This is a genomic window from Idiomarina sp. D18 (assembly GCF_057748155.1).
The window spans coordinates 1,632,648-1,655,807 of record NZ_CM173240.1 but is presented as its reverse complement, the minus strand read 5'-3'; the positions used below and the strand labels follow the sequence as shown (position 1 = coordinate 1,655,807).

Here is a 23,160-nt window from a genome sequence, read left to right as displayed (position 1 = left end):
TTGATTCCATTGGACTGTTTGTAGATCGTTAAGCTATTGTACGTATATTCGAGTAACTTCTCAGCAAACGAATAGAATTTCTGGAAAAAACCTTTCATATTGATTCATACAGGTGTATAAAAATCGTTAAGCTGAAAGCGAATAACAATAATGCAAAAAAGGACTGGGGAATCCACATGAAAAAATTATTACTCCCATTGGCGATAGGCAGTGCCTTAGCACTTGTCGGCTGTGGTAGCGGTGACAGTGCACCGGTTTCTGAACAAGAAGTCAGTGTCGCAGCGACGCGTGTCGCTTTTGATCCGTCTAACAGTGTTATCCCTGTACCAACAAATATCCTATTGAGTGGTACAGTTGACGGCACCTTGAACATTCCAGTTGCCGATCCATCCGACATCAGTAATCCGCAAGTTGCTTTAAATGGTCTCGATGGTTGGGGCACTCACTCAACACTCACGTTTGATTTTTCTTTGCCGGTTGACGAAAACGGCGATTCTGTCACTGTGACGCCTGCTAGTTTGGAAGCGCAGGGTTCCATTCGTATTTTTGAAACGGTGCAGGGTGGAAGCGCAGTATCAGAAGCTTGTGCGGCGGCAAGCCCTGCGGCGGCATGTGCCGTTGTTGGAGAGCTTGAACACGGCACCGACTTTACCGTAAAAGCCGTTGATAGCAATACCGTGGCTATTGTTCCATTGCGTCCACTGAAGCCTAAAACCGGTTACATTGTCGCGTTAACAAATAATATCCAAGATTCTTTAGGTCGTGATGTAAAAGCCTCACAGACCTATACGCTGATGAAGCGTAATGCTGACGAGAACCCGGTGTCTGGTGATGCGTCGGCAGTGTCACTGCAACGTCTGATCAATAGCTATGAAGGCGCGCTTGGTCAATATGGTGTCGATACCGACGGCGTTATTTATACGTCGAACTTCACCACTCAATCCGTTGGGGACGTGCTAAACGTCACTAAACAGTTGCTTGCACAACAAATCGCAGCACAGAATCCACCTGCGTTGGTTGCGCAAAATCAGGGCGTTTCGCTTGCTCAGGTATTGCAAGGGAACGGTGTGACTGATCCGCAAACCCTACAAATTGCTGCAGCTGCGCGCGTTTACGGTGGTCAGGTTACATTACCTTACTACTCGCCACTGCCTTCTCAATCGAATCCTCAGGCACCCGTTAATGGACGCTGGCGCGCGCAGTGCGATAGCCCCGCTTCAATTTTAGGTGCGATTCAACAGGGTGTGATTGACCCCGCTGGAGCGGGTATTCCAGCCGGCGCTATTGAAGATCCCAGTTTGTTGTTGCCACCCAACGCTTGCTTTGATTTCCCTGGGGTTGATGAAGAGCGCCACTTAACTAAGTTTAACCCCGTACCAGAAAAGCAGGATGATGTTGATGTACCGGCATTTGTGACTATTCCAGACCTCGCCGTTGTTAATCAAATTCGTCAGGCACGCGGTATGCCAACGCTTGATGGGGTGCCAGCGGGCGGCTGGCCTGTGGTCATCTTCCAACACGGTATTACAGGTAATAAGTCGAACGCAGCGGGTATCGCCGGTTCGCTAGCTGCTGCCGGTTTCGCGACGGTAGCGATTGATCATCCGTTACATGGTGACCGTGGCTTTGATTTGAACAATGATGGTACCGATGAAATCAATGCATCGGACAACGTGACTGCGTACATGAATCTGTCTAACTTATTAGCGGCTCGTGACAACGTTCGTCAGTCGATTGCTGATTTGATGGGTCTTCGTGTCAGCTTGAATTATTTCCAAGCAAGCGATGGCGCGCAGATAAACGGTCGAAAAGTGTTCTTCGTTGGTCACTCGCTAGGTGCTATCGCTGGTGTTGGCTTTACGGGTATCACTAATACACCGTTCCCTGAACAGTCGCCTCTCAGCGCACTGAATGGTCAATTTGCTGTACAAGCCACCTCACTGGCTATGCCAGGTGGCAGTGTTGCTAACTTCTTGCTTGCATCTCCGGCGTTTGAGAAAACAATTAAGAGCCAGTTGCTTTACTCAGGTAGCGAAGAGTTTGCCGCTGCGGTAAACGCTCAAGCAGAGCAGGCGGGTATTATTCCTGGCGGCGAAGGCTTCGACGCATTATTAGCGCAAGTTTATGATGGCTTTATTGCGCAAGCCTCTGAAGCTCAATTGGCGCAGATTAACTCAACCTTTGAACAGTTTGCTTTTGCAGCGCAGTCGGTATTGGATTCTGCAGATCCGGTCAACTACTCAGCAGCGGTTGTCGCGAATGACTCACCTGTTCACCTGATTGAGGCGGTCGGTGATAGCGTAATTCCGAATAATGTAGCTGGTAAGCCGTTAGCAGGTACTGAGCCACTGATTCGTTTGATGGGCTTGCCGAGTGTATCAGCGACAGTGACTTCAAGCGATGGAACGCCTGTATCCGGCGCGGTTCGTTTCCCAGAGGCGACTCATGGTTCAATTGTTGACCCATCTGCTTCACCTGCTTCAACGCAAGAAATGCAAACGCAGATCTTTAGCTGGTTTGGTTCGGGAATGTTACAACTTCCTGTAACCAACGAAGAAGTGGTACAGTAAGCGACTGGTAATGAGTCGACTAAACTGAACGCAGACATTTGCGTATAATAAAGGCCAGCAACTTTGCTGGCCTTTTGTTTTGGAAATAGGAGAAGTTATGGAGTTTCTCGCCGATATTGGTGGCTTTATTATAAAAGCAGGTGTCATCGTTGTCGCACTTGTAATTATTTTAGGTGTTGTGGCACAGACTGCACAAAAGCAAAAGCGCGGTAAGGGTGAGCTTGATGTCACTGACGTGTCGAAAGAACTTAATGAAATGCGAGATAGCTTGCGTATTGAGCTTCTTGACGGTAAGGCGCAGAAAAAAGCACAAAAGGCGCTGAAGAAGGCCCGTAAAGGCGAGCACAGTCCGCAGTCAAAACTGTTTGTTATTGACTTTAAAGGCTCGGTTGATGCCAAAGAAGTTGATAGCCTCAAGCGTGAAGTAAATGCGATCGTTAGTATCGCGACTGATCAGGATGAAGTGCTTGTTCGCTTAGAGAGCGGTGGTGGTGTTGTCCACGGCTACGGTTTGGGGGCTGCACAGCTACAACGACTGATTGACCATGGTTTAAAGGTGACTATCGCGGTTGATAAAGTCGCTGCTAGCGGTGGTTATATGATGGCCTGTGTGGGCAATAATATTCTATCGGCGCCGTTTGCGTTCATCGGTTCGATTGGTGTAGTTGCGCAATTACCGAATGTTAACAAGTGGCTTAAAAATCATGATATCGACATTGAGCAGATCACGGCTGGTGAATATAAGCGAACATTAACGGTACTGGGTGAGAACACCGAAGAAGGACGTCGTAAATTCAAGCAAGACTTGGAGTCGATCCATCACCAGTTCAAAGAGCATGTCCAGCGTCACCGTCCTGAATTAGATATAGAAAAAGTGGCCACGGGAGAAGTTTGGACAGGTACTGAAGCGCTTGAATTGGGTCTGGTTGATGAAGTGATTACCAGCGATGCGTGGATGTTGAAGCAATTGGACACACACCGTATTCTTAAAGTGGAATACAGTATTAAGAAACCTCTCAGCGAACGTTTTGCAAAAGGCGCCGCGACGTTGGTCAATACGCTGAAATCTTCGTTTACACGCAGCGACGTGTAACCACTCGGCAGTTGCTGTGCGTTTAACGCATGGCAACTACCCCTTGATTTGCTTTTCTGCTAGGCTATGGCGGTTTTTTTAGTCCGATAGACAACAAAAAGGACGCTTATGAGCGATAATAAAAAATTAAGTCTGACGACCCGCATTGTCATCGGTATGGTGGCAGGTATCGTGCTGGGTATGGCGCTACGCTATTTTGCAGGTGATTCGGCATGGGTCGATAGTTATTTGACCAATGGTTTGTTTAATGTCATTGGTCAAATATTTATCACATCATTGAAGATGCTAGTGGTACCACTTGTGTTGGTGTCCTTGGTAGTGGGCACGTGCTCGTTAAGTGATCCAAGCAAATTGGGACGTTTAGGCGGTAAAGCGGTCGGTATGTATTTAATAACCACCGCTATTGCGATTTCGATTGCTATTTTCTCGGCGATTTTGATTCAACCCGGTAGTGGTGTCGAACGTGCAAGTGACGCGACCTTTGAGCCCTCTGAGGCGCCTTCGTTGTCGCAAGTGATTATTGATCTATTCCCGGATAACCCAATTACTGCGATGGCAGAAGGCAATATGCTGCAGATTATCGTGTTTGCCTTATTACTGGGTATCGCGATGGCATTGGTAGGGAAGCCTGGGGAGCGCATCAAGGGACTGTTTGAGGACTTTAATGAAGTCATCATGAAGCTAGTGGTGATTTTGATGAGCATTGCGCCTTATGGTGTTTTCGCTTTGATGGCTAAGCTCTTCACCGAAACCGGACTGGGCATGATATCCAGTCTGGCGAAGTACTTCTTCTTAGTGCTCATCGTGCTACTGATTCATGGGTTTATTATTCATCCATTCTTATTAGGCGTGCTGGCGCGTGTTAAACCGGGCATCTTTATTCGGAAAATGCGTGATGCACAACTCTTTGGTTTTAGCACTGCCAGTAGTAATGCAACCATGCCGATTACGCTTGAAACCGTGACTAAGCGTTTAGGCGTGAGTAACTCTGTCGGTTCGTTTACCGTGCCGCTTGGAGCAACCATTAATATGGATGGCACTGCCATCATGCAGGGCGTGGCGACGGTATTCATCGCCCAAGTGTATGGACTGGATCTGTCAGTCGCTGATTATCTCATGGTGATTCTCACCGCAACACTCGCATCGGTGGGTACGGCGGGAGTGCCTGGGGTTGGCTTAATCATGCTCGCGATGGTTTTACAGCAGGTGGGTCTGCCCGTCGAGGGGATCGGCTTAATTATCGGTGTTGACCGCCTATTGGATATGACTCGTACCGCAGTCAATGTGACCGGCGATGCCATGGTCAGTTGTGTGGTTGCTAAGTCGGAAGGCGACTTCGACGAAGAAGTCTTCTACGACAAAGAAGCTGGCAAAAAATTGGAAGAACTCTAGGTCGCGCCATTGGCGCGACAGCCCATCTCATTTATTTAGATGGGCATACCACTATGAAACTTAAAGTCGCCATCCGGCGACTTTATTAATTCCGCCTCAATATTTGCGAAGAAAGCAATTCGCTCACTGATATCCTCACCGGCAATTTGCTGTGCCAAGGTTAGATAGTCTTGATAATGACGTGCTTCAGAACGCAACAGTGAAATATAGAACTGCCCTAAGCGCTCGTCTACGTGGGGTGCGATGGCGGCAAAGCGCTCGCAGGAACGCGCTTCGATGTAGGCACCACAAATTAACTTATCGATCAGTGCGGCAGGTTCGTATGTCCGTACGTGTGTCAGCAGGCCACGCGCATAACGACTCGAAGTAAGCTTGTCGTATTCGATACCCAGTTCCTGTGCTATCTCCAATACTTGGTAAAAATGATGCAACTCCTCCTTGATCAACATGACCATTTTGTCGATCAACTCCTGACTGTATGGACGGTCTGATTTTGGCACCATACGCTTATTGAGTTTGTTATGGTCAGCCAGTGCTCGCCAGTCACCTACAAGACGATAGGTGTAGTCTTCATAAGGTTTAAGCCATGCCAATAGCGCTTGACCACTGGCTTCATCAACCGCGTAGCGGCGGATCAACAACATGGCACTTTGGGCCGCTTTCAACTCGCACACCATGTGATCACGCAGTAGCACAGGGAGTTGTTCAGGAGCCTTTGCTTTTTCTATCCATGCTTGCGGTGTGGCGCAAGGCAGGAAAGCGTGAATCGGTTCGAGTAACTGGGCAATATCGGGACTCATGTGAGACATGTTAAAGGCTATACTTCGCTTCTGAATAAAGGTGTTATTTTACGTGCTTAGATGAAAAACGAAAACCACAACATGCGTTAAATCGGTTTTTGTTAAGAAAACGTATTAAAAAATGCGGGTGTACTCTTGACAGTATGAGAAATGTTCTTGATATTAGTGTAAAGCGTTGAATTTTTAGCCATATCAAGCGTCTGACTGTTTAGCTCAATAATAAAAGGTTAGGCACTACTAACAACGCAACAATAACAACTGGGTATGGTGCGTTTTTCGATGCAAGTTTCGAGGCCCAGCGCCTTACAACAAGGGGAAGCGATTATGTTACTTAATCATATTTGGGGCTTGTATGCTCACCCAATGGAAGAGTGGAAAACAATCGATGCACGTCATGAGAGCTTGAGTCACTCATTCACACACTTATTGTTTGTTGCACTACTGCCGTGCTTAGCGGCTTATTATTCCTCAGTCCACGTGGGATGGAGCATCGGTGCACGCGAGTCGATATCACTGACGCAAAGCAGCGGTGTGATGCTCGCTGTCGCGATGTATGTTGGCATTCTCGCAGCAGCGTTTGCATTAGCTTATTTAGTCTTTTGGATGGCAAAAACCTTTGGTGCGGATCCGAGCTTTACGCAGTCGCTTGAGCTCGCCGCGTATACGGCGACACCCGTCATTATGTCCGGTGTTGCCGCGCTTTATCCAGAGCTATGGTTCGTTTCGTTGGTCTTTTTAGCGGGCGTGGGCTATTCGGTATATCTTTTGTATGCGGGCATTCCCGTTCTCATGCATATTCCTGAAGAACGCGGCTTTCTATACGCAAGTTCGGTTGTAACCGCCGGTCTTATCTTAATGGTCATTTTGATGGTTGCAACGGCGATTCTTTGGACTAATGGCTTTGGTCCTCGCTTTATGTCTTGATGGCGATGCGACGGAAGCGTTGAATCATAAAAAAAGAGCCTGCGGGCTCTTTTTTTATGCCATATAAATACCGACGTACGTGTTTTGTTGCTGAATTTTTTGTGCGTCGTACCAGTCGCCCAGCACAATACGTTTGGCAGGACGTTCGGGTGCGAGTTCAAAACAGTGTATTGCCGCGCGGTGTGTATGACCATGAATAAGCTGTTGAACTTGGTGATTATTCATCGCTTTAACGACAGCAGCGTGCTGAGCATCCATCTGCTGCAAACGTTGATGGGACAGCGCTCGTTGAGTTCCCGAATTGGCGCGCAGTTTCTTGGCAATGCTCATGCGCGTTTTAAGCGGTAAACGTGCCAGTAAAAATCGCGTGATAGGGTGTTGAATGACGGCGCGGTAGCGTAAGTAACTTTGATCCGCCGTACAGAGCGTGTCACCGTGCATCAACAACGTGCGTACACCATTGAGCTCGATAACCGTTTTATCTTTGAGCAGCGTCAGTCCCACTTCCCGTGCGAATTTTTTACCCAGCATAAAGTCGCGGTTGCCGGGCATAAAATACACTTGCACACCGTGGTCTACCAGTTGTTTGAGCAACGACTTAATGTGCACAGCAAACTCACTGGGGTCGTCGTCACCTAACCAAGCCTCAAACAGATCACCGAGGATATAGAGTTTATCTAGACAGGCATTGCGCTCACAAAAAGCCTCGAACGCCGCGGTGATATCCGGGCGTTCAGGGCTCAAATGAAGGTCAGCAATAAACGCTGTGGTCATGCGTCCTCTTGGACGGTAACGCTTGTAATAACGACGTCTTCAACTGGAACGTCGGCGTGGAAGCCAGCCGTTGAAGTCTTGACACCTTTGATATTGTTAACTACGTCCATGCCTTCAACCACTTCAGCAAATACACAATAACCAAAGCCGTTAGGTGTTTCGTTTTGGAAATTAAGGAAGTGGTTGTCGTTCACATTGATAAAGAACTGTGACGAGGCTGAATGTGGATCCGGGGTGCGTGCCATTGCGACCGTACCAGTCAGGTTCGGCTTTGCTGTTTTGGCTTCGTTTTCGATAGTGCCACGGGTGTCTTTTTGCGACATGCCGGGCTCAAAACCGCCACCTTGCACCATAAAGTTATCGATAACACGGTGAAATAGCGTGTTTTCGTAAAAACCGTCGCGTGCATACTGAAGAAAGTTTTCGACCGTTTTAGGTGCGGTCTCAGTGTGCATGGCTAAGGTGATGTCACCATAATTGGTATGTAAAACAACCTGCATTTTGGGTTCCTTAATACTACGACTAATCGGTCGCTAGTGTACCAGAGCCGACCGTTCAGTGGTATCATTAGTGGTTGAATCATAAAAACTGAATCGGTTTGTTCGTTTTGTCGACTAAAGCCAAATTACGGAGATACTATGGCACTGACACTGTTTAATACCCTGACCCGCGAGAAAGAAACCTTTACACCAAGAGAAGCAGGCCGTGTGGGTATGTACGTGTGTGGCGTGACCACATACGATTTGTGTCATATTGGTCATGCACGCACCTATGTAGCATTTGACGTGGTGGTCCGTTATTTAAGAAAAATTGGTTACGACGTGACTTATGTTCGCAATATTACCGATTTGGATGACAAAATTATTAAGCGAGCAGCTGAAAACGGTGAGCCTTTTGATGCATTGACCCAACGTTATATTGATGAGATGCATCGTGATTTTGCTGCCTTAAACTTGCTGGAGCCCGATGTTGAGCCACGCGTTACACAGCATATGGATGACATTATTCGTATGATTGAATCGCTGGTAACTCAAGGCTACGCGTATCAAGCAGACAATGGCGATGTGCTGTTTGATGTATCGACCTTTGACGATTACGGTCGTTTAAGCCGCCAAAACTTGGAACAGTTGCAGGCAGGCGCGCGTGTTGACGTGGAAGCCAGCAAACTAGACCCGCTGGACTTTGTGTTATGGAAAAAGGCGAAGGCGGGCGAGCCGAGCTGGGATTCACCTTGGGGTGAGGGACGTCCAGGTTGGCACATTGAATGCTCAGCGATGAATAAGGCACACTTAGGTGAAACCTTTGATATTCACGGTGGTGGGTCGGATTTAACGTTTCCACACCATGAAAATGAAATCGCCCAAAGCTGCTGTGCGAATCAAACCAACTATGTAAATTATTGGATGCATAGTGGTATGGTGCAGGTGGATGACGTGAAGATGTCGAAGTCATTGGGCAACTTCTTTACCATACGTGACGTATTAAACGCGTACGATGCTGAAACTGTGCGCTACTTCTTGCTATCCAGCCACTATCGCTCGCAACTGAACTACACGCAAGATAACCTAGAGCAGGCGCATGCGGCACTTGAACGACTCTACACTGCGTTGCGCGGGCTTACACCAGAGCAGCCCGACGAAAATCTGCGTTTACCTTACTGGAATCAGTTTACCGATGCGATGAATGATGATTTCAACGCGCCCGAAGCCATGAGTGTGCTATTTGAATTGGTGCGTGAAATTAACAAGGCGCGTGATAATGATGTTGTGCGTGCTGCACAGCTTGCTCATGTACTGGTTGAGCTTGCTGATGTATTGGGACTTTTACAGCAGTCACCGGAGAGTTTCCTGCAAGGTGGCGCTGATGATGAAGTTGCGTTGATCGAGGCATTGATTGCCCAGCGTAATAAAGCAAGAGCCGAGAAAGATTGGGCCGCTGCCGATGAAGCCCGTGACCGTCTTACTGAGATGGGGATTGTGCTTGAAGATGGTGCAAACGGCACGCAGTGGCGACGTTCATAAAAAAGAGAGGAAATTATGGCATTTGCAACCTTGCATTGTGTTGATGAACTTCAGCAAGCCATTGATAACGAACAGACCGATGCACTGATTGTTATCGGTCATTTTGCACATATTGAAAACACGCAGTTGAGCGAAACGATTCGTGCTGCTCAGGGCACAGACCAACGCGTGGGCAAAGAGGCACTGCTTATCAGTGCAAATGATGTGCCTGGCAACCGCATGGTAGTTGCACCAACAGGACCTTTAAACCGTGACTATGACGATGTTCGTCAAGTCTTTGATGCAGCGCATAAAGCTGCAAAAATCGCGCAAGATGCAGGCGCACGTCATCCGGTCATTTTGCTTAACGGCGTTAACGTTGAAGACGAACGTTATCAGCAGGCTTTTCTCGCCGCTTATTTAGGCTTCTGCCAAGCGCTTTATCAACCGCTCGAAGCGCGTGAGTATCATGGTGAGGATGAAATCGAGCCAACTCGTGATGTGACTTTAGTGGGCGCATTAGATGCCGAGTGGGCAATGGCGATTGAAGCGGGCAAGCGTGTGGCTCGTGACTTAGCTGGTACTGAACCCGAGCGCATGGCTCCACCGCGTTTTGCCGAGTACTGCCGCAATGCGTTTGCGCACACGGCGGTTAAAGTGACTGTAATCGATGATTTTCAGCAGCTCGAACACGAGTATCCACTTGCAGCCGCTGTAGGACGCGCATCGGTGAGTGTTGAACGTCATCGTCCGTGTGTTATCCGTTTAGAATACAAAGGCAGCCAGCCAGAGCGTCAAGTGATGTTCGCGGGTAAAGGGATTGTTTACGATACCGGTGGCGCCGACCTTAAAGTCGGTGGACACATGGCGGGCATGAGTCGTGATAAAGGTGGTGCGGCTGCAGTCGCTGGGTTTGTGAAAACCGTCGCTGAACTTGAACCGGCTAACTTACATGTGATCGCTGAAATTGGGGCGGTCCGTAACAGCATCGGCTCAGATGCTTTTGTTGCCGACGAAATCATTACTGGGCATAGCGGCAAACGAGTACGTATTGGTAACACCGATGCCGAAGGGCGCCTAGTGATGGCCGATTTACTCTCGCACTTGCGTGAGGAAGCGGCGGCAAGTGATTTACCAAGTGAGCTATACACTGTAGCGACGTTAACGGGCCACGCTGCGTTAGCAAAAGGGCCATACACAGCGTTAGTACCGAATGGTCCTGCGCGCCGTGGTCAACTTGCGCAGCAACTGTTTGATGTGGGCGAAGTCTACGGCGATCCAGCAGAGATTTCATGGTCACGTCGTGAAGACTTTGATTTTGTGAAGGGACACACCCTGTGCGATGACCTTTTATCGTCTAACAATGGGCCTTCGGCGACCACTGCACGCGGACACCAGTTCCCAATGGCGTTCTTAGTCGGTGTGTCGGGATTGGATGCACACGGTATCGATAGCGATAAACCGCTCAGCTATGTGCATGTTGATATCGCTGGTAGCGGTGTTGAGGGAGGCGACTGGCAGCATGGTAAGCCTACCGCCGCGCCTGTGACCTGCTTATCTGCGCATTACTTGAAGCGTTAGTGACGTAGCCCTCATAGACTCGTTTTAAGGTGGACTACGGTCCACCTTTTTTGTGTCCATTAATTCATCAATTCGTCACAATTCAACGTTAGCCTCTAACCATGTTGCACATGGAGGCACCTGTAATGTTAAACGTTGAACAAGTTGTCAAAGAACGACTTCCCAAGCTAGAAAACAAACCTTGGCTCTACAAGCCGACCACCTGGCTACTTAAAAATTTACTCCACGAAAGCGATATCAAAGATTTCAGTCAGCGTTATCCCAACCTGCAAGGCATCGATTTTGTCGAGCAAGTGCTCGACTACTTCAACTTTACTTACTCTTACCGTAGTGCAGAGCTCGATAATATTCCGACCACGGGACGGGTGGTGATCATTGCCAACCATCCGATTGGCTCGCTCGATGGTCTCGCCTTATTAAAAATGGTCAGTGAAGTGCGTAGTGACGTGAAAATCGTTGCCAATGACTTGCTGATGAAACTGCCGCCACTGCAGAGTATGTTGTTACCGGTGCGGGTGTTTAACGGGCGTACGAGCCGAGACGATGTTAAAGCCATTCATCAGCACCTACATGACGAGGGTGTGGTGATTGTTTTTCCTTCGGGTGAGGTGTCTCGATTGCGCCCTCAAGGCGTGCGCGATACACAGTGGCAAGCGGGGTTTTTAAAGTTAGCTAAAGCCACACAGTCAGATATATTGCCGATCCGCCTGGAAGCACACAACTCGGCACTATTTTATACGGCATCAATGGTGTACAAGCCGTTAGCGACGCTATTGTTGGTGAAGGAGATGTTTCGCCAGCAAACCAAACAGGTCAGTTGTCGTATTGGTCAGTTGATTCCTCATAAGACTATTACGCAACATCAACACCTTGCCATGAAACAGCAAGTGAAGCTGTTTAAGAAGCACTTGTATCGTGTGGGTACGGCTAAACCGACTATCTTGCCGACCTTGACACCGATTGCGCGGCCTGAGCCTAGACAAGCGCTCAAGCAAGCGATAGAGGCATGTGAACATTTAGGCAACACGCCTTGTGGTAAAGCGATTTATTGCTACCGCTTTGATGGCAGTTCACCATTATTGCGCGAAATTGGGCGTTTGCGAGAAGTGGCGTTTCGTGCGGTAGGAGAGGGTACATGGCAGCGCCGCGATTTGGATGACCATGACTTATACTATATGCACCTTATTGTTTGGGACCCAGAAGACCTGGAAATTGCTGGTGCTTACAGACTCGGTGAGTGTGCAAAAATCATTCAGAAAGTGGGTCCCAAGGGACTTTATAGCCGTCATTTTTACCAATTTGAACGGGGCATGGATGATATTTTTGCTGAGGGATTAGAGTTGGGCCGTTCGTTTGTGCAGCCGCGCTATTGGGGGAAACGGAGCCTGGAGTATCTTTGGATGGGGATCGGAGCACTACTGAACCAGCACCCTGAGTACCGTTATCTATTTGGTTCGGTCAGTATTAGCAATACCTTGCCCGAGCCGGCTAAGCAGGCATTGGTGGCGTTTTACCGTCATTATTTCCCGGCTCAGCAGCGCTTGGCCATTGCTAATCATGCGTTTCGGGTGACCGAACATCCGGGCTTTGAGCTCAAAGGTGATCATTATGATGATGACTTTAAAGCATTAAAGTCGTATTTGGGTAGCTTGGGGGCGAGTGTACCGACGTTGTATAAGCAGTATTCTGACTTATGCGAGCCTGGCGGTGTGCAGTTCTTAGAGTTTGGTGTGGACCCTGATTTTAGTGACTCAATCGACGGTTTGGTGTTAGTGGACATCCACCGTTTAAAAGCGCGCAAACGTAAACGCTATTTGGGCGTGGGCGCATAACTCGTCGATTATTAGACACAAAAAAAGGCCTCGCATTAGCGAGGCCTTTTCATTTAGGCGACTATTTTAGTCTTTAAACTGCTTACCGAAGTAAGAGTCTTTTAACCAATGTGGACGCTGCGGATCGTTAGCGATTTCTTTACCGATTTCGTAGTTAATATCAGTAAAGCGCGTTGCTGATTCGTAGTTCACTTCTAAATTGTGAAGGTCATCACTTGGACGGTGATAGTTTTCAGCGAAGAATTTACCCCACACTTCGCCACCATCTTCACCTTCGGTGCGTGACGTAAATCCGGTCATTAAGAATACCGCAGGGATACCTTTCTTAACCAGCGTGTAGTGATCTGAACGAGTAAAGATCGCCTGCTCTGGCATTGGATCAGGGCTTTGCTCAATATTGAACTTAGCCGCTGCTTTTGAAATCGTCTCACCTAACGTTGAGTGTGATGCACCAAACGCAATGACGTCTGCAAAATCATACAGCAGTACCGGCATATCTAGGTTCACGTTAGCGACGATGCTATTAAGGGGAACTGTTGGGTTATTAGCGAAGTAATCAGCACCCAATAGGCCTTTTTCTTCTGCCGTTACTGCCAAGAACATGATAGAACGTTTGTTGTCTAAACCTGAGTCAACAAACATACGTGCTGTTTCTAGCATGACGGAGACACCCGATGCGTTATCCATCAAACCGTTATTGATGGTGTCATCGCTACTCAAGTCTTTAACAACGCCGATATGGTCAGCGTGTGCGGTGTATACCACATACTCGTCTTTCAGCTTCGGATCGGTCCCCGGTAAGACAGCTGCCACGTTAGGGCTGGTGGTTTCTTCGTGGTTAGATTCTTTCGCCAAAGAAACTGAGCCGTTAAGCGCAAAACCTTTTGGTGAAGCGTTTGGATCTTCTTCGATCTGCTTAAAGATATCTTCCAGCGGTTTCTCAGCACCTTCAAACATCGCTTTTGCGGCATCGATATTGACGTAGGCAGAACCCATTAATTGCTGTTCTTCACCTTGTGGCAGACCGTTTGGACCAATCCACGTCATACGAGGGGTTTTAGTGTAGTAGACACTGGTTTCAAACTTGCGTACTTTTTCGCGCTCTGGCGTGTGCAAGGTGATAATACCTACAGCCCCTTTTTCACGCGCGATATCGCCTTTAATGTTAGCTAAGTGAGCGCCTTCTTCACTTGGTAGATCAGCTGGACGACCTGTTAGCATAACCACGATTTTGCCTTCAACATCAAGGCCCGCATAATCGTCTAAGCCAAATTCAGGCGCTTCCATGCCATAGCCAACGAAGACCAAGGGTGCAGTGACTTCGCTACGTTGACTATAGTGACTTGGACCTGTGATAAATTGTTTACCAAAAGTGAACTCAGTGGTTTCGCCATCAACTGAGTATGACATTTTCGCACTGTTAGGTACCAAGGTACTAATTCTAAACGGAATACGTTGGAAATAGGTTCCGTCGTCGCCGGCTGGTTGTAAGCCCATTTGCTTAAACTCAGAAGCGATGTATTTTGCCGCGATTTCATGACCACGACTTCCTGTTTCGCGACCGCGTAGGTCGTCACTTGCCAAGAACTCAAGGTGCGCTTTGATGTTTTGTTTTTGCGCACTGACTTCAGGTGCTTGAGAAGTGGTTGTATCCTGACCACCACATGCCGCTAGCGACGCAGCTAACAGCGTGGGGATGAGCAAGCGTGTTACTTTCATCAGTTAGGTTCCCATAGTTGTCTTCGTTGTTACATCAGCCACAGTGTACCCCACGTTATACAGAATCACTACCACGTCAACAAACAAGAGTGTTGCAAAACGTAAACCAGGCATGTAATGTTATATTATAACATTAACCGGTTAGAGCTCTCCTTGAGTAACAATAAGAGTAGGTATATTTATGAAGTCGTTAAATGCAATCACCCTTGCTGTGTTAGCTGCTTTGCCAGCCAGCGCCCTCGCTCAAGCACAACAGCAATCGAAAGAAGATAGTCGCTCAAATAAGGTGGACGAAACTCTCGTGATCCAAGCGAGTCCGTTGAATAAGACACCGCTTGAAAGCGCTCAACCTGTGAATATTATTTCTGGTGACGAATTAAAACTCAAACAAGCACATAGTCTGGGTGAAACGCTCGCACTAGAGCCTGGTATTAATAACACGCATTTTGCCACCGTCGCTGGTAGTCCAATTATTCGGGGTCTCGGTGGACCGCGAGTGAAAGTGACACAGAATGGTTTAGATACCGGGGATGTATCTCGAGGTAGCCCCGATCATGCAGTAACGACCGAAACCAGCACCGCGGAACAAATTGAGGTCTTACGGGGGCCTGCGACTTTACTCTACGGTAGTGGTGCTATTGGTGGCGTGGTGAATGTAGTCGACGAACGTATCCCCTCGGCACCCGTCTATGGCCTTGAGGGCAGTGTTAATGTGAACTACGACAGTGTAAACAACGGCCGTGGTGGTTCATATGATATGACGGTGGGTAATGGCGACTGGGCGCTTTATGTCGATGCGCATCGCCGTTTGTCGGATAACTACGATACACCTGACTTTATCAATGATGAAGGCGAAGTATTAGACCACGTCGAAAATAGCTTTGTTGATTCGAAAGGCGGTACTGTAGGCGCTTCTTATCAGTTCGATAACGGCTATTTTGGTATTTCTTATCAAGGTCTTTATCAAGAATATGGAATTCCGGGCCATGAACATCATCATCATGACGAAGCTGGGCATGAAGAAGAGCCCGCGCACGCTGAGGCTGCAGGACCTTTTGCCGACTTAGAACAGAAACGCTGGCAAATTGCCGGTGAGCTCCGTGACCCCTTTAGCGGTTTCGAGGTAATTGAAATGCGCGCTGCGCTGACTGATTACCAACATAGCGAAATTGAGGGCGACACTGTAGGCACTCAATTTAAAAACCAGCAAAAAGAAGTTCGACTGACCGCGCGTCATGCGCCTATTGCAGGCTGGAGTGGCGCTATTGGTTTTCAGTGGGACTCTGCCGATAAAACAGCGCGTGGTGAAGAAGCCTTTACGCCAGATGCCAAGCGTCGGAGCCAAGGTATTTTCTGGGTGGTTGAGCGTGAAATAGACAATCATCATGTCGACTTGGGTATTCGCCAAGAGCGGACCGATCTGAGTAGCACTGAGCTGGCGCTTAATACGTTTAATGCCACCTCATTATCGGCGGGCTACATGTATCATATTGATGATGCAAGCTCATTTTCAGTGAATCTCTCTCATTCAGAGCGTGCGCCTAGCGCGACTGAGGTATTCTCCAACGGTGAACATTTCGCTACACGCACCTACGAACTAGGTACGCTTTACGAATTGCATGATGAAGGCAATGGTGAATACCATTTGCATCAAGAAAACACGGACATCAAACTCGAGACGTCCAACAATATTGATGTAGGTTATCACTTTGAAACCGATCGCGTTCACGTGCAAGCGAACGTTTTCTACAATCGCGTCGATGACTTTATTTACGAGCGTTTTACCGGCATTAACTCGACCGCGATTCACACCGATGAGCACCATGATGAGCATGCGGGCGAAGCCGCCCATGATCATGCGCATGATGGCGATGGCTTGATGGTGGTGCAATTTTCTCAAGCCGATGTCAACCTCTACGGCTACGAGTTAGAGGCCGATTATCGATTAACGGATGCGTGGTCGGTCCATGGTTTCAGTGACTATACGCGTGCGGAATTGCGCGATGGTGGCGATTTGCCACGCATCCCCGCGCAACGTGTAGGTACTGAAGTGCGTTATCAAGCGACTCATTGGGACGGCGCGATTGGTTATACGCGTTATTTAACGCAGGATAAAATTGCCGCTAATGAGACAGAGACGGATGGTTTTGGTCTACTCAATGCACACGCGAGCTTTTATCCGAACTGGCTAGCACAATATGGTGCGACGGTTTATTTGAAGGGCGAGAATCTGACCAACCAATTGGGTCGTGTGCATAGTTCGTTCTTAAAAGATGATGCACCGATGGCAGGGCGTAACTTTAAAATTGGTGTGTCAGTGACCTTTTAACATTGTTTATTGAACGCATCGACTGAACATTACGCAGCATCTTTGGTATTCTCTCGCTGTTAAAAAAAACAGGGAACCCATGATGCTGCGTTTTTCATTATTATCAGCCAGTGTGATTCTGGCCTCAGTGGTGATGCAACCACAAGTTGAAAGCAAAGAACTATCTATTGAGCGAATTTTTAGCTCCCCATCACTTTCCGGCGACTCGATGCGAGCGCTGCGTTTTTCACCCGACGGTCAACGTTTGACCTACTTAAAAGGTCGCGCTGATGATGCCAGTCATTATGACCTTTGGTCTTACAATTTAGCCACCGAAAAGCATCAGCGTTTAGTGAATGCGGATGACGTGTTTGCCGGTGAGGAAGTCTTATCCGATGAGGAAAAGGCGCGTCGTGAACGCTTAAGGTTGAGTGGCTCCGGCATTGTGAGTTATCAGTGGTCAGCACAGTCCGATGCGTTGCTATTTCCGTTAGCCGGTGATGTTTATTACTATTCACTTGAAACTGGCAAGGCACGCCAAATTACCCATACCGAAGCGTTTGAAACCGACGCAAAGTTGTCGCCTCAAGGACATTATGTTTCTTATATCCGTGAGCAAAACCTGTATGTTTACTCTTTGGAAACGGGTACCGAACAGGCAATCACGCGCTCGGGCAAAGACACCATTAAATATGGTATGGCAGAGTTTGTCGCGCAAGAAGAAATCGATCGTATGACCGGATATTGGTGGTCACCGAACGAACGCAAAATTGCCTTAACACGGGTCGACGAGTCTCCCGTTGATATCGCGGTACGGAGTGAGATTTATGCTGATCACATTGATATGATCGAGCAGCGCTACCCGTTTGCTGGTACACCGAATGTTGATATTGACTTAGGTGTGGTGGATGTTGATTTCAGTGGTGCGGATAATCTTGAATCTGGAATCAAATGGCTTGGACTCGACGAATTAGGTGACGGCTACTTAGCACGTGTTAAATGGCTCAAAGACAGTCAACGTTTCAGTTATCAGTGGCAAAGTCGTGACCAGCAACGACTCGACCTGCATATGGTTGATGTGAATGATACGGCCGACAATGTGATTTTAACTGAAACGAGCGATAGCTGGGTTAATCTAAACGACGATCTCTATTTTCTTGATGACAACAAGCATTTTATTTGGGCATCAGAGCGCAGCGGTTACAAGCACCTTTACCTGTATCGTGTTGATGGTGGGTTGATTCGTCAATTAACCTCGGGGGACTGGCAGGTCGATGAACTTGCAGCCATTGATGAAAAAACCGGGGTGTTTTATTTTACTGGACGCGAGAAGTCACCGCTTGAGCTGCACTTGTATCGCAATCAGCTAAATACCACATCACCTGCAACACCGAGTCGCATTACCGAGCAAGAGGGGATGCACCATATACAGTTTGCGGCCGACGGAAGCTCGTATGTGGATACCTTTGAGTCTTATAAACAGCCGCCGCAGATCAGTTTAAATGGTCCGACCGGTAAGCGTCTGACTTGGCTAAAAGAAAACAAAATCGACGACCAACATCCGTTAAAGCCGTATTGGCGTGATTGGTTGTATCCCGAGTTTGGGACGTTGGAAGCTGAAGATGGGCAAACACTCTATTACCAGCTGACCAAGCCTGCTAATTTTGATTCTAGCAAGCAATACCCTGTCATGGTCTATGTTTACGGTGGGCCGGGCGCTCAAGTCGTCACTAAAGGCTGGGGTAATTACTTAGTTCAATACATGGCTCAGCAAGGCTATGTTGTATTTAGTGTGGATAACCGAGGTTCGTTCAATCGCGGTAAGGCATTTGAGGCACCGATCTATAAGAATATGGGGACGCCTGAAATCGCTGATCAAATTCGTGGTGTTGAGTTCTTACGCACGCTCGATTATGTCGATCCTGAACGTATCGGGATTCACGGTCACAGCTATGGTGGCTATATGACGTTAATGGCGATGTTTAAGGCGTCAGACTACTTTGCCGCCGGCGTTTCTGGTGCACCGGTAACCGATTGGCGCTTGTATGATACGCATTATACTGAGCGTTATATGGGGATGCCACAGCAGGGTGATGCGTATGAGAAAGCGTCGGTATTTCCTTATACGGACGGGTTAAGCGGTGACTTGATGATTTATCACGGTATGGCCGATGACAACGTGTTATTTACGCACAGTACGAAGCTCTATAAGCAGTTGCAGGATAATGCACAGCCATTCCAAATGATGAATTACCCGGGTAAGAAGCACTCGCTTAATGGTAAGAATACGCGTATTCATCGTTACCAATTAATTGCCAACTTTTTTCAACAAACGTTGAAGCAATAATAGGTTATACTAGCGACTCTGAAACGAATTTAAACTGTTGAGGAGTCGCTATGCGCTTTTTATCTCGCCGTTTGGTCATGCCCAATGACCTCAATTTTGCAGGTTCTCTATTCGGTGGTCGTATCCTCGAGTGGATCGATGAAGAAGCCTATATTTTTGCGAGTTGCCAGCTTGGTGCTAAGAGTTTGGTGACCAAGCACATTGGCGCTATTACCTTCGAAACCTCAGCGTTTCAAGGCGATGTGGTTGAGTTTGGTTTACAGGTTAAGTCAGCCGGTCGTACTTCATTGAATATTACTTGTGTGGTTCGTAATAAGCATACTAAGCAAAATATTTGTACGGCTGATGATATTGTCTTTGTACACATCGATCCAGAGACCCGTCAACCGACGCCTCACGGCAAAACAAAAGAAGAGCTGGATGAATTTAACTTCGATAGTTAATAATGACTGAGTTAAAAAAACGGCGCATTTTCATGCACCGTTTTTTTATGTTCATCCGTTTAGTGATTAAATTGGCGAACCAGGAGGCAGTGCCGCGGGCGCATAACCTGTCGGCCACTCTCCGTCGGTGAGGTAATTGTTGAGCTGTTCAGCAAGCGCTTCAACAACACTGTGACCTTTAAGCTTATTGGTGAGCCTTACGGTCGCTTTGCGTAACGCAAGGCGAACTTCGGGGGCGACAACTTCATCCTGCATGGTGTTCACGAGCGCATTCGCTGCGGTAACTAAGACACGTTGATTAACAGGATCCTCGGGTTGTGACTGCCAATCGTTAATCAATGTGCTGAACAGTTGATTGACCACCGCAACAGGTGATGGGACGTCAGAGTTCAAAGCATGTTGTTGACTCAGACGGTTAAGTCGTTCCGGATTTAAAATCAGTGACAAGCTAAAACCAGAGGCACTTGCAGCCATGCTTACCGGATCTGGAATGAGTCCTGTGCGCCCCTCAAAGCGCTCACGGTTGTCCTGGTGGCCATAAGCGAGCGGAACGAGTAATTGCTGAATGTGCTTCGGAACGCGAACTGTGCCAGCACGTGTCGTCTCGATAAGCAGATTCAGAGCACGTTTCTGTGATGCAGGACTCACCGCGGTAAAATCGTTAGGCGAATGGTCATTGATATAGTATCGATAATTGACTCCCCCTAACCATTTAGCCGCAGCTTCAGTTTGGTAGCGATGCAGTAAGTAAATAGGAACAAATACTTCTTGCAAGTCGCTGAGCGCCGCAGTCGCGGGGAGTTGGTGTTGACCAAACTGAGCAAGTACTTGCTTACGTACATTGAGGAGCCGCTCGAGTTCAGTGACTGTATCACTGCCATTATCCCATAAATGAGCGGTAGGATGTGCGCCGCCAGTAGGGCGAGCGTCGCGGTCAGAGATAAACGTTAAGCCCAAGGATTGATTCTCTTTGAGAATTCGGCCGAGTTGCTCGCGCTCACTGGGCATGCCACCAAAATCGCTGTAACCATAGGCGATGACTTGCTTATCCCACTCGCCAATACCTGTATCATAAGCATCATTGAGACTGATTACGCCCTCGGTTGTCAGCGTAACAAGCGGGTGAGGGTAGTCCATTACAGACGCGCGATTTTCAGTGCTCGCGGCAAAATTATGGGCAATGCCGAGTGTGTGTCCGACTTCGTGGGCGCTTAATTGGCGAATACGTGCCAGTGCCATTTGCTCGATTTTTTCTTTTAGTTGTTCGCTATTTTCTTTATTGAAAGGACCTATTAGCCCTTCAGCGATTTTCATATCTTGACGCACACGTAACGAACCGAGCGTTACATGGCCTTTGATAATTTCACCTGTGCGCGGATCGATAACCGATGAACCATAAGACCAACCGCGGGTCGCACGGTGGACCCACTGAATCACATTATAACGGACATCCATAGGATCTGCGTCGGCCGGTAACATTTTCACTTGAAACGCATTTTCATAGCCGGCCGCGGCAAATGCTTGCGCCCACCATGACGCGCCCTCAAGTAAGGCAGACTTAACGGGTTCTGGCGCCCCAGGGTCAAGGTAGTATGTGATGGGCTGTTGTGCCTCACTGCTCGAAGCAATGGGATCTTTTTTGGCTAGACGGTGGCGTGGGATAACGCGCTGAACAATGGGCTCACCTAAGGGCGCTGAATAGTCGTAATAGGTTTGCGCCCAAAAGCCACTGTTGGGCGAAAATTGACGAGGACGATAGTTATCATCCGGTAAACGAATAAACGAGTGGTGCAAATGTAAAGTGAGCGCATCAGCATTGGGTAAAATGGCATTAACGTAGCGTCCCTTGCCCTTGCCGACGAATGTCACCGTCGCCTCGAACTCGGTATTGTCCGGGAAGCTTTTAGTCCGAGCGGGATAAACAACTGAGCGGTCATTATCGATGCTGTACTGGCCTTGCCCCGTCTGTTGCAAGCGCTCACTCACACCATGAACATCGGTCATTAGAAAGGGTGTGTAATCAACGAGCACACCGCTCTCGTTTGCGGCCACCACATTAAAGCCAAACAGTGTGCTATCGGCGAATGCCTGTTGGACACTGGCGTGTTCGGCTGGATTTTTATCGTCGGCACGATATTGCGTATTTTCGGCAACCAGCAAAACCCGTTGACCTTGCACGGTAAAATGGGCAAGTTGTGTTTGTCCTAGCTGCCCTCTATCTAGGCCGACATCATTTGAACCGAGCCCCCAAGGTAAACTGGTCTGGAAGATAAATGAACCTTGGTTGCTGGGCACATACAAATAGTATTTACCGCGATTGGTATCATGATAGAAATCAAAAAAGCCCTCGGCTTTTTGCATTGATTGTGTGAACTCAGCAACACGGGGTATCGGTTCAGGCGCTGCGATTACAAGGCTGGTTTGCAGCAACGCAATACTAATCCATACAACGCGAATTAAGTTTCGCATGTTGGCTTCCTTCTTGTTGTTATAGTTGTTCAGCTATTTCTTCGAGAATTTGTGTTGTCCATTGCTCGATGCGCTCTTCAGATAAGTCGTACTGAGTGTCCTCGTCAAGTGATAATCCGACGAAGTACTGCTGATCCTCGGTGAGCGCCTTAGACGCAGCAAATTCGTAACCTTGGTTCGGCCAAAAGCCGATGCGCTTACAGTCTTTATCGGCAATGGCGTCGTGCAACATGCCGAGCGCATCCTGAAACCAATCAGTATAGCCTTGCTGGTCGCCCATGCCATAAAGAGCAACGATTTTGCCTTGTAAGTTGAGCGGCGTAATATCGTCCCAATGACTTTCCCAGTCTTCTTGAAGCTCGCCAAAGTCCCATGTCGATATACCCAAAATGAGGATATCAAACTGTTCAGCTTCTTTTAGCGGCGTGTCTTTAATATCAAATATCGAGACAATGTCTTCGCCAATGGCTTGCTGAATTTTTTCAGCGGCAATTTCGGTATAGCAGGTAGTTGAGCCATAAAACAGGCCAATTTGCAACGACATAACAACCTCGTTGGATAGTTTCGATGGGTGCATTGTAGCAAAAACCTCGTTAAAATAACGTCTCAGTAATATGAAAAAAGGTGATTAGATGTCGTTTAATGCGGTTATTGAGCAGTTAGAAAGTGTCTTCGATCAGGTTTACGTTGATGGTTCCGATGATGAGTTGTTTGCGAGCGGTTATCTCCGTGGCCATTTTGACCTAGTCGTTGCCCGCATGGAAATGAACGACGAAACGGATGCCCAAGCGATCATTCCCAACCTTAAAGCGGCGGTCGAGCAGGCAAAGCATGAACTTGCACCGGCCGACCAAACGCATGTGAATAACTTAGTTGAACAGCTCGACATCGTGGTTCGTAGCGTTTAA

General features: G+C 48.0%; 17 protein-coding genes. 11 read left to right on the top strand and 6 right to left on the bottom strand.

Annotation, left to right across the window (positions count from 1 at the left end; all coding sequences use genetic code 11):
* The first annotated feature begins 176 nt into the window (after window positions 1–176).
* The 3 genes from AC3AP5_RS08005 to AC3AP5_RS07995 all read left to right on the top strand — a co-directional run bounded on the left by AC3AP5_RS08005 (window position 177) and on the right by AC3AP5_RS07995 (window position 5,055).
* On the top strand, window positions 177–2,570 hold the full coding sequence (locus AC3AP5_RS08005) for a VolA/Pla-1 family phospholipase (RefSeq protein ID WP_487326452.1): 2,394 nt from the start codon (window positions 177–179) through the stop codon (window positions 2,568–2,570).
* 97 nt (window positions 2,571–2,667) lie between these two features.
* A complete protein-coding gene (sohB, locus tag AC3AP5_RS08000; protein ID WP_272977292.1) occupies window positions 2,668–3,663 on the top strand; it encodes a protease SohB in 996 nt (331 codons plus the stop codon).
* Between the two features lie 108 nt (window positions 3,664–3,771).
* Window positions 3,772–5,055 (top strand): dicarboxylate/amino acid:cation symporter, encoded by a 1,284-nt coding sequence (locus AC3AP5_RS07995; protein ID WP_006955091.1) that lies wholly within the window; start codon window positions 3,772–3,774, stop codon window positions 5,053–5,055.
* A 35-nt stretch (window positions 5,056–5,090) separates the two neighbouring features.
* Here the strand turns inward: AC3AP5_RS07995 and miaE are convergent, their stop codons facing one another.
* Complete coding sequence (miaE, locus tag AC3AP5_RS07990; RefSeq protein WP_488301209.1) at window positions 5,091–5,864, bottom strand: tRNA isopentenyl-2-thiomethyl-A-37 hydroxylase MiaE; 774 nt, start codon at window positions 5,862–5,864, stop codon at window positions 5,091–5,093.
* A gap of 315 nt (window positions 5,865–6,179) precedes the next feature.
* Here miaE and AC3AP5_RS07985 point away from each other — a divergent pair, with 315 nt between their 5' ends.
* Window positions 6,180–6,779: a Yip1 family protein gene (locus AC3AP5_RS07985; protein WP_272977290.1), complete on the top strand. Its 600-nt coding sequence runs from the start codon at window positions 6,180–6,182 to the stop codon at window positions 6,777–6,779.
* Window positions 6,780–6,833: 54 nt separating this feature from the next.
* Here the strand turns inward: AC3AP5_RS07985 and AC3AP5_RS07980 are convergent, their stop codons facing one another.
* Window positions 6,834–7,553: a UDP-2,3-diacylglucosamine diphosphatase gene (locus AC3AP5_RS07980; RefSeq protein ID WP_487326450.1), complete on the bottom strand. Its 720-nt coding sequence runs from the start codon at window positions 7,551–7,553 to the stop codon at window positions 6,834–6,836.
* Entirely contained in the window at window positions 7,550–8,053 is a 504-nt protein-coding gene (locus AC3AP5_RS07975; protein WP_006955099.1) for a peptidylprolyl isomerase, read from the bottom strand. The genes AC3AP5_RS07980 and AC3AP5_RS07975 overlap by 4 nt, the downstream gene beginning before the upstream one ends.
* Window positions 8,054–8,191: 138 nt before the next feature.
* On the opposite strand from AC3AP5_RS07975, the gene cysS reads away from it, so the two are divergent.
* The 3 genes from cysS (at window position 8,192) to olsF (ending at window position 12,966) form a co-directional block, all read left to right on the top strand.
* Window positions 8,192–9,574 (top strand): cysteine--tRNA ligase, encoded by a 1,383-nt coding sequence (cysS, locus tag AC3AP5_RS07970; RefSeq protein ID WP_487326449.1) that lies wholly within the window; start codon window positions 8,192–8,194, stop codon window positions 9,572–9,574.
* Between the two features lie 15 nt (window positions 9,575–9,589).
* Window positions 9,590–11,134 carry a M17 family metallopeptidase gene (locus AC3AP5_RS07965; protein ID WP_272977286.1) on the top strand — a complete coding sequence of 515 codons (1,545 nt, stop codon included), beginning with the start codon at window positions 9,590–9,592 and terminating at the stop codon, window positions 11,132–11,134.
* Window positions 11,135–11,259: 125 nt separating this feature from the next.
* Window positions 11,260–12,966 carry a bifunctional ornithine lipid synthase OlsF gene (gene olsF / locus AC3AP5_RS07960; RefSeq protein ID WP_006955096.1) on the top strand — a complete coding sequence of 569 codons (1,707 nt, stop codon included), beginning with the start codon at window positions 11,260–11,262 and terminating at the stop codon, window positions 12,964–12,966.
* Between the two features lie 66 nt (window positions 12,967–13,032).
* Here the strand turns inward: olsF and AC3AP5_RS07955 are convergent, their stop codons facing one another.
* On the bottom strand, window positions 13,033–14,685 hold the full coding sequence (locus AC3AP5_RS07955) for a M28 family metallopeptidase (protein WP_487326448.1): 1,653 nt from the start codon (window positions 14,683–14,685) through the stop codon (window positions 13,033–13,035).
* Between the two features lie 181 nt (window positions 14,686–14,866).
* On the opposite strand from AC3AP5_RS07955, the gene AC3AP5_RS07950 reads away from it, so the two are divergent.
* The 3 genes from AC3AP5_RS07950 to AC3AP5_RS07940 all read left to right on the top strand — a co-directional run bounded on the left by AC3AP5_RS07950 (window position 14,867) and on the right by AC3AP5_RS07940 (window position 19,783).
* Window positions 14,867–17,014, top strand: a complete 2,148-nt coding sequence (locus AC3AP5_RS07950; RefSeq protein ID WP_487326447.1) for a TonB-dependent receptor — start codon at window positions 14,867–14,869, stop codon at window positions 17,012–17,014.
* Between the two features lie 79 nt (window positions 17,015–17,093).
* Window positions 17,094–19,340, top strand: coding sequence for a S9 family peptidase (locus AC3AP5_RS07945; RefSeq protein ID WP_083773235.1), 2,247 nt, complete (start codon window positions 17,094–17,096; stop codon window positions 19,338–19,340).
* 50 nt (window positions 19,341–19,390) lie between these two features.
* Entirely contained in the window at window positions 19,391–19,783 is a 393-nt protein-coding gene (locus tag AC3AP5_RS07940) for an acyl-CoA thioesterase (RefSeq protein WP_006955104.1), read from the top strand.
* A gap of 66 nt (window positions 19,784–19,849) precedes the next feature.
* Here AC3AP5_RS07940 and AC3AP5_RS07935 read toward each other — a convergent pair whose 3' ends face one another.
* Both AC3AP5_RS07935 and fldB read right to left on the bottom strand, forming a co-directional pair.
* Window positions 19,850–22,252 carry a zinc-dependent metalloprotease gene (locus AC3AP5_RS07935; protein WP_487326446.1) on the bottom strand — a complete coding sequence of 801 codons (2,403 nt, stop codon included), beginning with the start codon at window positions 22,250–22,252 and terminating at the stop codon, window positions 19,850–19,852.
* Between the two features lie 19 nt (window positions 22,253–22,271).
* Complete coding sequence (fldB, locus tag AC3AP5_RS07930) at window positions 22,272–22,796, bottom strand: flavodoxin FldB (RefSeq protein ID WP_207328202.1); 525 nt, start codon at window positions 22,794–22,796, stop codon at window positions 22,272–22,274.
* Window positions 22,797–22,884: 88 nt separating this feature from the next.
* On the opposite strand from fldB, the gene AC3AP5_RS07925 reads away from it, so the two are divergent.
* Window positions 22,885–23,160 (top strand): YfcL family protein, encoded by a 276-nt coding sequence (locus AC3AP5_RS07925; RefSeq protein ID WP_006955107.1) that lies wholly within the window; start codon window positions 22,885–22,887, stop codon window positions 23,158–23,160.